This is a genomic window from Nocardioides nematodiphilus, assembly GCF_020216525.1.
Lineage (GTDB): Bacteria > Actinomycetota > Actinomycetes > Propionibacteriales > Nocardioidaceae > Nocardioides > Nocardioides nematodiphilus.
The window spans coordinates 1-8,417 of the sequence record NZ_JAIWOY010000019.1; the positions used below are offsets into that span (position 1 = coordinate 1).

The 8,417-nt window shown below is 67.2% G+C and carries 8 protein-coding genes; 2 read left to right on the plus strand and 6 right to left on the minus strand.

Going from position 1 to position 8,417, the window contains the following annotated elements; genetic code table 11:
- Positions 1-100 precede the first annotated feature (100 nt).
- From KSO98_RS18230 to KSO98_RS18245, 4 genes are all read right to left on the minus strand, one after another.
- Positions 101-589: a hypothetical protein gene (locus KSO98_RS18230; RefSeq protein ID WP_225287182.1), complete on the minus strand. Its 489-nt coding sequence runs from the start codon at positions 587-589 to the stop codon at positions 101-103.
- Between the two features lie 1,058 nt (positions 590-1,647).
- A complete protein-coding gene (locus tag KSO98_RS18235) occupies positions 1,648-2,571 on the minus strand; it encodes a cytochrome c oxidase assembly protein (RefSeq protein WP_225287183.1) in 924 nt (307 codons plus the stop codon).
- A complete protein-coding gene (locus KSO98_RS18240) occupies positions 2,564-3,400 on the minus strand; it encodes a M56 family metallopeptidase (RefSeq protein ID WP_225287184.1) in 837 nt (278 codons plus the stop codon). The genes KSO98_RS18235 and KSO98_RS18240 overlap by 8 nt, the downstream gene beginning before the upstream one ends.
- Before the next feature lie 7 nt (positions 3,401-3,407).
- Positions 3,408-3,836, minus strand: coding sequence for a BlaI/MecI/CopY family transcriptional regulator (locus KSO98_RS18245; protein ID WP_225287186.1), 429 nt, complete (start codon positions 3,834-3,836; stop codon positions 3,408-3,410).
- Between the two features lie 262 nt (positions 3,837-4,098).
- On the opposite strand from KSO98_RS18245, the gene KSO98_RS18250 reads away from it, so the two are divergent.
- Positions 4,099-4,839 carry a YcnI family copper-binding membrane protein gene (locus KSO98_RS18250; protein WP_225287187.1) on the plus strand — a complete coding sequence of 247 codons (741 nt, stop codon included), beginning with the start codon at positions 4,099-4,101 and terminating at the stop codon, positions 4,837-4,839.
- A 29-nt stretch (positions 4,840-4,868) separates the two neighbouring features.
- Here KSO98_RS18250 and KSO98_RS18255 read toward each other — a convergent pair whose 3' ends face one another.
- A complete protein-coding gene (locus KSO98_RS18255; RefSeq protein WP_225287190.1) occupies positions 4,869-6,422 on the minus strand; it encodes a copper resistance CopC/CopD family protein in 1,554 nt (517 codons plus the stop codon).
- A 162-nt stretch (positions 6,423-6,584) separates the two neighbouring features.
- Here KSO98_RS18255 and KSO98_RS18260 point away from each other — a divergent pair, with 162 nt between their 5' ends.
- On the plus strand, positions 6,585-7,253 hold the full coding sequence (locus KSO98_RS18260; protein WP_225287192.1) for a hypothetical protein: 669 nt from the start codon (positions 6,585-6,587) through the stop codon (positions 7,251-7,253).
- Between the two features lie 324 nt (positions 7,254-7,577).
- On the opposite strand, the gene KSO98_RS18265 is transcribed toward KSO98_RS18260, so the two are convergent.
- On the minus strand, positions 7,578-8,282 hold the full coding sequence (locus tag KSO98_RS18265; RefSeq protein ID WP_225287193.1) for a DUF8611 domain-containing protein: 705 nt from the start codon (positions 8,280-8,282) through the stop codon (positions 7,578-7,580).
- Positions 8,283-8,417 lie beyond the last annotated feature (135 nt).

Below are 8,417 nucleotides of genomic sequence, written 5' to 3' on the forward strand. Positions count from 1 at the left end.
CCTCCCTGGTGGGTGAAGTCCTAGACAGCTCCACTCCACACCGGGAGGCCTTCACCTATCTACGGGCTTGCCGTACCCGATCGCACAACGTGCCTGGGCATCACAACTCATCGCAGCCCACCCAGGTCAGTGCAGTCTCGGCCCGCAGATGCAGTTCGAGGTCGCAAACGATCTCGCCGGCCCAGATGTAGTGCCACATGGCGGAAACCAATTCCGGATCCTCAGCCTCTATCACCGTGCCGACGGTCGCCGTGCCCGGAACCCCACAGCGATCCAGCAAGCTTCGAAGCTGATCGCGCTTGACTCGGTGCCATGGCCTCAGCCGCCGGTCCTCGTGAAGCCATCGCAGGTTGAGCCGCAAGATCCGGCTCTGGGCACCGCGGAAGACCTCGTAGTTCCATCCCACCTCCGCACACGCGGCCGCAGTGCCGGCGGACACTGCCTCAAATCGATCGTCGACACGCTCGCCAGGACGCGCATCCCATAACGTCACCGACCCGTTGGCATTGACACTGAGCAGGTCCGGGACGTGGGTCGTGCGGCGATCCATCGGAAGATGCAGGCGCACCGGCTGGGCCAGCAACCACACCACGTCACTCCTCTGCTCAAGCACCCTCAAGAGCTCGTGCTCCAAAGCCGACTCCAGCTCGTGGTGCGAGTGGGTCTTAAGCGAGTAGGCAGAAACAGGGATGTGGCGGGAGAAGTCCCCCGAGTTCGGCCTCCGCACTGGATGCATCTCGCGGGGATCCGGCTCGCCGAGCGACCCCCAATCCCACTCGCCCGTGCGCCCAGGACCTTCCATGGCTACGAACCAAACAGCGTCACTCATCGTCAGCAGCGTCCTTCGGCACCATCCCCGCTCGATGGCACAGGTCGGCAGGAGCCACTAAAGTTGGGCATGACGATTCCTTCGCTGAATAGGCGTGTCTCAGGAGTCGTCGACAGTCAAGGGCGCGCCGGGGGCAACCGGTGCGCTCTTGGCGTTTAAGCCATCGCGCAGACCCACGACTGGTCGATTCCTCTTCGACGCAGCGTAGGCGCGCGGACCCCCGATGTACAGAGATTCGAACCCATTGAGTTGCCTCGGGCCGGGGTCTAAGAATTGAACATCGATCAGTGGGCTCGCGGCCCTCGCCACAGATCGCGGGGGATGACATCATCGCTGCAGGTCAACTCTTGGGTTCGTTTCTTTGAGGGAACTGTATGCAACGACGTCCAGAACGTGATACCACTGGGGATCACCACCACACCGACGGACTCACCACCCGTCAAAGGAGTTTTCGTGCCCCGCCCAGCGACCGTGATTCGCCAGTTGATCACAGGCGATCGCGCCAATGCCGTCGAGCTCGCGCTCGGTCAACTCGAGCCGCCAAGCGCTACTGTCCGCTGTCTGCGACCCAATTGCAGCAAAGAGTTCACCTGGGACCGGCAGGGCAGGGCGCCGCGATTCTGTTCGCAGCGTTGTCGAATTCAGTTTCCGAAGGACCGCGCTCGTCTCGAAGCCGATCTTCGTGCATACGAAGACCTGCGCGCCTGTCCGTCCAAGTGGGTGCATACCGTCGAGATCGACGGTCGAATCGCCCTTCTAAAGATGCAACTTCTGCGGTACCGCCCCTTCGAGTGATCGGAGCGAGGACGTAGGCCAGGTCAGCGAGTGAGGCCGAGGGCCGTCTCCTCGGCATGCGACTGAGTGAGCGGTCCGCCGTCGTGGGATCGGCGTAGTAGGCGCATGACCAGTACGACCATGACCAGGAAGGTCGCCGTCTCGGAGGTGGCCCAGGCGATGCTGCCGGCGATCGTTTGATCGTTCAGTGGGCTCACGCGCCAGGTCGGGTCTGGGTGTTCGAAGAACGTCACCACGGGATGGTTGACGACCATGATGCTCAGCCCGAAGAGGGCATGCAGAGGCGTGCTGGCGAACGACTCCGCCAGGCGCCGCGTGGGATCAGCCGCACCGCGGCCGATGATCGGGCCGAAGAAGAGACAGCCGGCAAACATGAAGTGCAGCAGCATCAGGTTGTGGCCCCACACGGTGTGCATGAGGGTGCCGAAGGCCGGCGTGAAGTAGATGCCGTAGAGGGAGCCGAGAAAGAGCACCCAGCGCACCGGCCAGGAGCCGGCGAGCTTGGCGACCAGGGTGGCCGGGAAGGTGGCGAGCAGCCGCCGCGTGCCACTGGCGAGGGGGAGGGTGCGCAGCGCGAGCGTGTACGGCGAGCCGAGCGCCAGCAGGATCGGCACCACCATGGCGAGCACCATGTGCTGGGCGATGTCGACGCTGAACATCGTCATCCCGTAGCCCCCGACGCCGGTCGCTGTCACCAGCTCCAGCGCAACGACGCCGGTCACCCAGGCCGCGGTGCGGCGCCAGGGCCAGCGGCCGCCTCGGCCTCGCAGGGTCATCAACCCTAGGAGATAGCCCAGCAGCAGGACGATTCCCAGAGCTGGCATCAGCGCGATCGGCTGGAGGTGGAGTCCGAACAGGCGACCGAGCGTCGGCGGATGGTCGGGCATCCACATCGGCCCGGTCATCGACCACATGCCGCCGGCCTCCATCCCGGGCATGTCATCCATGAGTGGCCTGGGTCCGGGAGGAGCGGGTGCGGGTCTCGAGGCGATGGGCGCGCAGACGCAGCCCGTCGTCCCCGGTGGCTCTGGCCAGGGCGCGGAGCGCGGTGGCCGTGGTGCGCCGGCCGCAGCGCCGGGCGGCGTGGTCGTCGGCGGCCAGCTCGACGAGCAGCTGCAAGGACTGCTCGAGTGAGCGGGCGCAGGGCAGTCCGGGCACGCACCGGTACTGGAGGTGAGCGAGCTGCATCAGCAGGTGGTGGCGTTGGACTAGGTGGCCGCGCTCGTGCTCGACGACGGCATCGAGATGCTCGGGCGAGAGGGTGTCGCGCAGGTTCGAGGAGATCACGATGACGGGCTTCCGGCCAGGGATGGAGACAGCGCTGCTCTGATCGCTGCGCACCACGATCGTCGGCGCGGTGCGCGGCCGCGAGCCCGACGTTGGCGCAACGGCCGCGACCAGGCCCGCTCGCAACTGCCGGCGGAAGGTGACGTTGACGGCGGCGCGGTAGGCGAGCACGCCGATCAGGCCGCCGCCGATCGCCGTCATCAAACAGGCGACCAGGGTCAGGCCGATGCCGTTGAGAGCGTCGGAGACCGAGAGCGTCGACGCCTGGCGAGGCCGCGATGCCAGGTCGGTCGCCGCCCAGATCGCACACCCAAGACTGGCTAGCATCGCCACACCGCCACTGCCGAGCGCACCGATCCACAGGCTCATGGCCGTGCGCGGCATCTGGCTGGTCCAACGCCGGTGGGTCACGACGTAGGGTGTCGCCACCATAACGGCTGCGGCGTAGAGGAGCAGCAGGCAGCCTGCGGCGACGAGCTCGGCGATCACGAGATCGTCACCGGGTCGTTCCGTCCCCGTCGGCGTCGTCCGGGCCGTCGGTGTGGTCCTTGCCCACCATCCGGCGCAGGACCTCCAGGTCGTCGGGGCTCAGGCTGCCGGCGAACCTGAGGAGGGCACCGCTGCGGTCCTGGCTGCGCAGCAGGGCCTCGAGCATGTCGTCGGCGACCGCCTCGGCGGCGTGGCGGGCGATCGTGAACCGCAGTTCGCCGCAGACTTTCTCCTTCTGGGCCTCGCCGGAGCGGTGCAGCCGATCGAGCACCGTCAGCACGGTGGTCAGTGCCGGCGTGCTTCCGTCCGATGCGGTCAGCTGCTCGAGGACGTGGCGCGCGGTGACGGGCTCGCTGGCGTGGATGAGCACGTCGAGCACCTGGTCGCGCAGGGCGCCGTGGGCGCGGCGGCCACCGGCGCGGTCGTTTGATCTCATCAGGCCTCCAGGAGTCGCTGTGCGACGTAATCATCTCTGCCACGCGCGGGTACGGCGTACGCAGCCCTCCCGACGTGATGGACATGCCGCCACCTCCGCCACCTCGACAGAGGTTCTTCACGACCTGGCACGTCTAGCCGAGTCGGCGGGGCCGAGGCTAGGCGTGCGCCGACCGGGCGAACAGCTTGGTCGATTCTACGTCTTGTAGAGTCCGATACATCCTCCCCGACCACCGGGGCCAGATCGAGATCACGAGGAACCCATGACGCGTCGCTCTGCCCTCCGGCTCGCCCTCGCGGCCGCCCCTGCCCTGGCAATCGTCGGCCTGGCGCTGCCCGCGTCGGCTCACGTCACCGTCAATCCGAATACGGCCACGGCGGGCGGCTACACCAAGCTGACCTTCCGCGTCCCCACCGAATCCGACACCGCCTCGACCACCAAGGTCGCGGTCTACTTCCCGGCCGACCATCCCTTCGCGTCGGTCGGCGTCAAGCCGCACCCCGGCTGGTCGTTCAAGGTGAGCGACCAGAAGCTGAAGACGCCGATCTCCAGCGACGACGGCCAGGTCACTGAGGCTGTGTCGAGGATCGTGTGGACCGCCGACTCGGCCGCCAACGCGATCAAGCCGGGCGAGTTCGAAGAGTTCGACGTCTCCGTCGGGCCTCTGCCCGACTCCGGCAGCCTGGAGTTCAAGGCCCTCCAGACCTACAGCGACGGCTCGGTAGTGCGGTGGATCCAGGACACTGTCGCAGGCCAGGACGAGCCCGAGCACCCGGCACCGGTGCTGACGATCGTGCAGTCCGCAGCGACGAACCCAAGCTCAGCCGCAAGCACCGCGGCGAGCGGCCCTGACTCCTCGTCAGCGACGTCCGCTAAGCCGACCACGGTGGTGACCGAGAAGGACTCCTCGCACACGCCGATGGTGCTCTCGATCATCGCGCTCGTCCTCGCTGTCGTCGCTGTCGGCGCTGCGGCGGTTGCCGTGCTGCGCCGCCGGCCCTGAGACAGCTCTCGCGTCCCTGTCCGTCCGGATCACCGGATGGGCAGGGACATCGTCTTCGTAGCCTCGTCCACGGCCGAGGTCCGCACCGTGATCGAGAGTCGCCACGCACCAGCCACCGGAACGTCCACGGTCCCCTGGCGGTGACCTGGACCCGCTACGTTCAGGCTCACCGGCAACGGACCGATGGACTTGGCGGGGAGGCTGACAGCGGCGTCGATCTCCTTGGGATCGGTCGGCTGCTGGTCGCTGCCGAACACGTAGAGGTGCAGCTCCATCTGGCGGTCACTGATCGGCACTGCTGAGACCTGCACGGTGTCGCCGTCGATGACCAGATTGGCCGCAATGCTCGGGTGGTAGGCCGTCTTGGCCGGTTCGGTCGCCACCAGCGCCGACGAGACCCCGAGCACCACGACGAGGCCCACCGCCTCCGCCAGGACGGCGCGCCGCAGCACCGTGGTCGACGTGACCTGTTGACGCTGGCGCCGCACCCAGGCCCGTGAGCCGGAGGCGGCGAGCAGCACCACGAGCACGATCCCGATCTTCGCCAACAGCTCGCGGCCATAGGCCGTTCCCGTCAGCGCCGCCCACGCCCCCACCTGCCGCAGCGCCTGATAGATCCCGCTCACGACCATCACGAGCACCAGTCCAGCTGCCAGCGCGGAGAACCGCCCCACGATGATCGCTGAGTCCGCGGCCAACGGCAGGACGACGGCCAAGATCACGATCAGGCCACCGAGCCACGTGCTGGCGCACACGACGTGCAACGTGTCGTTGATCGTGGCCAAAATCCGACCCGACCCGGCCGCGGCATGACCTGACAGAGCAAAGCTGACGCCCAATGCCAGCGCCCCGACCGTGCTCGGCAGACGGGGGACGTGCCGCAGCCGCAAAACGGCGAGGATGACCACCACCAGGACCAGACGTGCGATCGCGGCGTGACCGTAAGTCGTCCCAAGCACCTCCCGCAGCAGCCGGCCCTGTCCCAGGCCACCCAGCCCGAGCGCGGCGTCGTACGGACCCTTCAGCAGCACGTCCGCCACAGTGCCGACAAGCAGCAGCGCGGCGCCGCCCGCGGCAAGCCGCCGTACCCGCCGCAGCGACCAGCCGTCAGACCAGCACCACGCCACAAACAGCATCGTCCCGACCAGGAGCGCGCTGCCGAGATAGCCGACGAAGCGGGCAGCGCCGAGGGCCGCGCCGACGGTCTTGTTCGTGGTGTCGGTGGGCGCGGTCGGCGCCGTGCTGGTCCTGCCGACCGAGAACGTGTAGGCGCCCGAGACCGGGTGGGAGTCTGCGGAGATCACCCGCCACGAAACCAAGTAGGTGCCTTGAGTCCCTCCTGCTCGGAGGTGGACGGTGACGTCCTGGCCCTTGCCGCCGGCGTGCCCCACGTCGCCGGCATCGACCCTGTCGCCGTTCGGTCCGTAGACCCGAAGCGAGGTCGGCAGCAACGTCACGGACTCGTCGAAGGTCAGCGACACGCTGCGTGGCGTGGAGGCCAGGACGACGTCGGGCTGTGGTGTGCTTCCCTCGAGCACGGCATGGGCCGAGGCGGGGCCCGCCACTGCGACGAGAATGACCATCATTAGGGCCCAGAGGGCAACCACTGACCGGGCCGTGCGGCCCTGCGGACGGACCGCTCTCGACACCACGGGAGGCGACTCTAGTCGGATGACGAAACTGCCCGGCCGGACGCGTGCTCGGGGGTTCGCCTACCATCGCTGCAGACTCTGGAAGGACCCTCGTTGCGTCGCTGTGCTGCCCTGCTGCTGGCCCTGGCCGTCTGGCTTCCCGTCCCGGCCTACGCCGGTGGCTTCTCGACCTACGTCTCGGCGTACAAGGCCATCACGCCGGCCATCGCTGGGATCCAGGTGCGGGTGCCCTCGACCGGCGAGGACATCAACGTCGCCAACACCGGGTCGACGCCGCTGATCGTCTACGGCTATCAGGGCGACCAGTACCTCAAGATCACCTCACACGGCGTCTGGCAGAACAAGCTGTCGCCGGCGACGTACCTGAACAAAGAGCAGTCCATCGGCAACCTGCCCCAGGACGCGAACGCCGCCAAACCGCCCGTGTGGGTGGAGATCAGCAGCACCAACCACGCTCAGTGGCACGACCACCGGATCCACTGGATGGGTGTCAGCAACTCCCCGATCGTGCAGAAGGACCCGAAGCATCCCCACCTGATCAACAACTGGAAGATCCCGGTCTCCTCAGGCGGGCAGAAGGCCGACATCACCGGCACGTTGACCTACGAGCCCGGCAGCGAGCTAGGCACTGAGCTGACGTACAGCGCGATCGGGCTCACGGTGGTCGTGATCCTCGGACTCCAGGTCGTCATCCTGCGTCGCCGCAAGGCCGCCCCCGATGCTCACGCCCCGTCCTCCGAGGTCGCGGGCAACAAGCTGTAGTCCACCCGGCGCGGCAGCCCGTCGAGGACAGGCGGATCACGGCAGATGCGGTCACTAATTCGACGCATGTGAGCAGCGGACCGGCAGAAATCAACATTGGAGGCCTAGGTGCTTCGACGGCCAGACCACAGGCGGCAACCCGGCGGCGAGGCCCCACCCGATGCAGCGCGACTTGCTCCGGGGCACTAACCGACCGTCACACAGGCCGTCTCCGCCCACATTGGACCCAGCCGGGGCATGGCAGAGGAAGCGCCGATACACACGGATCCTCAATAGGTACCTCCCGGCGCTGCATGATCCTGCAGAGCGCCGGAGATTCCCAACCTATCCCGCCTCTGTGATCGGCCCTGAAAGCACGGGAACCCCCGATGCCGCGCAGCCCTCGACCGCACAAGACCGCGGCGTGGACCGCCGACCAGCGGGCTTGTGTGCGTCCCACACCGCTGCCATATCCAGTCGTTCTGTCGCCTCCGCCATCGCCCGGTACGCGTTGTCGGAGAACCGCGCGATGCGCTGGGAGTCAAAGACGAAGACATGACAGGCGCCTGGGTCCCGGTCTATCCCCAGGTGTCGCCGGAGAGCGGTGCTTCTCGGCCCCGTAAGACTCAGTTTGGCTGCGAGGTCGCTGGCGGAGAGGTAGAACTTCCGGGCGAGGTCTACCTCACGGATCGCCGCTGCGGGGGACAACTCGTCGGAGACGTATCGGACCGGTGCACCAGCCTTCTTCGTGAAGTGCACAGTTAGGTTGATCCCCGAACCTCTGACGCGCGTGGCGACCTTGTCGAGCCTCGGGAACACCTCCATGCGCGACTGGCCGGTCTTGATGCCCTTCTCGACGCGGTCGACGTCTTTCGACGACACCTGGGTCTCCGGCTCAACGTGGGCCTCCATCGCCAGCAACGTGCGGATGCGCGCCCGCGCCTCGTGACTGGCTCGACGCCCTGGCGCGAGAAGCGCGGCGATCTGCGTGTATTCCTCGTCGATGAGGAGGGCGAGGTCGCGCGGGGGGTCAACGGAGAGGGGAAGCACGCGGGAAGGGAGGTGGTCTGCGAGGCTTTCCCCGAAGACGCGTTGCAGGAGATCGTCAAACAACGTAATGCCTGTCGGCAACGCTCGAAAATGAGGCCGATCCGACGCTCGAAAACGAGGCCACCGGTTCTTGTG